1 protein-coding gene and 1 pseudogene are annotated in these 1,831 nt (G+C 73.9%); both read left to right on the top strand.

Going from position 1 to position 1,831, the window contains the following annotated elements:
* Positions 1-229, top strand: a pseudogene (gene purH / locus D8M29_RS11580) (bifunctional phosphoribosylaminoimidazolecarboxamide formyltransferase/IMP cyclohydrolase); the annotation flags it as partial.
* A 68-nt stretch (positions 230-297) separates the two neighbouring features.
* Positions 298-1,650 (top strand): magnesium transporter, encoded by a 1,353-nt coding sequence (mgtE, locus tag D8M29_RS11575; protein ID WP_127435263.1) that lies wholly within the window; start codon positions 298-300, stop codon positions 1,648-1,650.
* Positions 1,651-1,831 lie beyond the last annotated feature (181 nt).

The raw sequence follows: 1,831 nt of genomic DNA, 5'->3' as shown, positions 1-1,831 counted from the left end.
CGCCGAGAACGTCTCCGGTGAGGGGGCCCCCGAGCGGGCCCGCGGGTCCGTGGCCGCCTCGGACGCGTTCTTCCCGTTCGCGGACGGGCTGCAGATCCTCATCGACGCCGGCGTGAAGGCCGTCGTCCAGCCGGGCGGCTCCGTCCGGGACGAGGAGGTCGTGGCCGCGGCCGAGGCCGCCGGCGTGACCCTGTACCTGACCGGGGCGCGCCACTTCTTCCACGGCTGAGCGCGGCGCGCCGCCGCCGGACGGGGGCCCGGACCGGGCCCCCGCGACCCCCAGGAGGTGACGAGGCGATGATCCGCCGCGAGGTCGAGAGCGTCGAGGGCCGCATCCGCGAGCACCTGCGCAGGGACGACCTCGACAGCGCGGTCGAGCTGCTGCGCGCGCTGTCCCCGGGCGACGCGCTCGAACTCCTCGACCGCTCCGAGCCGCGCATGGCCCCGATGCTGTTCCGCCTCCTGGACAAGACGACGGCGGTCCAGGTCTTCGCGGCCATGGAGACGGGCCAGCAGTCCGACCTGGTGCGCAAGCTCCAGGACGGTCAGGTCCAGGACCTCTTCGCCGAGCTGCGGGTCTCGGGCCAGGCCCGGCTGCTCGACGAGATGCCGGCCAACGTGGCCCGCAAGATGCTCGCCGGGCTCGACGCGGAGGCGAGCGGCAAGGCCGGCCGGCTCCTGGGCTACCCGGCGGACTCGGTGGGACGGCGGCTGCGCATGGCGCCCGTGCGCCTGCGCGAGGACTGGACCGTGTCCACCGCGCTCGAGAACCTCCGGGAGCACGGGGGGCAGGAGCAGGCCGCCATCGTCTCCGTGCCGGTGGTCAGTCCCCAGGCGCGTCTGACGGGCGTCGTCGACGTCTCCGTGCTGGTCACACAGCCGCTCGATGCGCGAGTCTCGGAGATCATGCGGGAACCGGTGTCCGCCGTCGCCACCGAGGACGCCGAGGAGGTGGCCCGGCTCTGCGCGGACCGCCGTCTGTGGACCGTGCCGGTGACGGACTCGGAGGGTCGCCTGATCGGGGTGTTCACGGTGGCCGACGCCCTCGAGGTCCTCGACGAGGGGTCGACCGAGGACTCCGCCCGCGCCGGCGGCGTGGAGCCGCTGGGTCGTCCCTACCTGGCGACCTCCGTCCTGAGCCTGATGCGCTCGCGGATCACGTGGCTGCTCGTGCTCGCGATCGGGGCCACCCTCACCGTGCAGGTGCTCGGCGTCTTCGAGGACACGCTCGAGGAGATGGTCGTCCTCTCCCTGTTCATCCCGCTGATCATCGGCACCGGCGGCAACACGGGCAACCAGGCGGCCACCACGGTCACCCGGGCGCTCGCCCTCGACGACGTCCGGCCCCGCGACGCGCCGCGCGTGATGTTCCGCGAGCTGCGCGTCGGCATGGCCCTGGGCGGGTGCATCGGCCTGCTGGGCCTCGTGCTCGCCGGGCTCGTGTTCTCGTGGCCCGTCGGTCTCGTGATCGGGGCGACGCTGTTCACCGTGTGCGCCTTCGCCGCCACCGTCGGCGGCCTCATGCCGTTGGCGGCGCGCACGATCGGCGCCGACCCCGCCGTGTTCTCGAACCCGTTCATCTCGACGCTCGTGGACGCCCTCGGCCTGGTCGTCTACTTCTTCATCGCCCAGGCCGTGCTCGGCATCTGAGCCGGCCACGATCCACACCGCCGTGCCTCCAGGGGCCGCGTGGGGCACGTTCTTCGGGTTCCTGGGGGTCGCCTTCGCCGCGGTCACCGCCCTCGGCGCCGGGCAGTCGTTCACCGAGGGGGAGCGGCGACGCCGGCGGGAGGCCGAGCAGGTGCGGCACGCGGCCTGCCTCGGCGAGGCG

This window comes from Micrococcus sp. HSID17227, from assembly GCF_003989405.1.
Lineage (GTDB): Bacteria > Actinomycetota > Actinomycetes > Actinomycetales > Micrococcaceae > Micrococcus > Micrococcus luteus.
The sequence above is the reverse complement of the archived record's forward strand: the minus strand, read 5'-3'. Positions and strand labels throughout refer to the sequence as shown.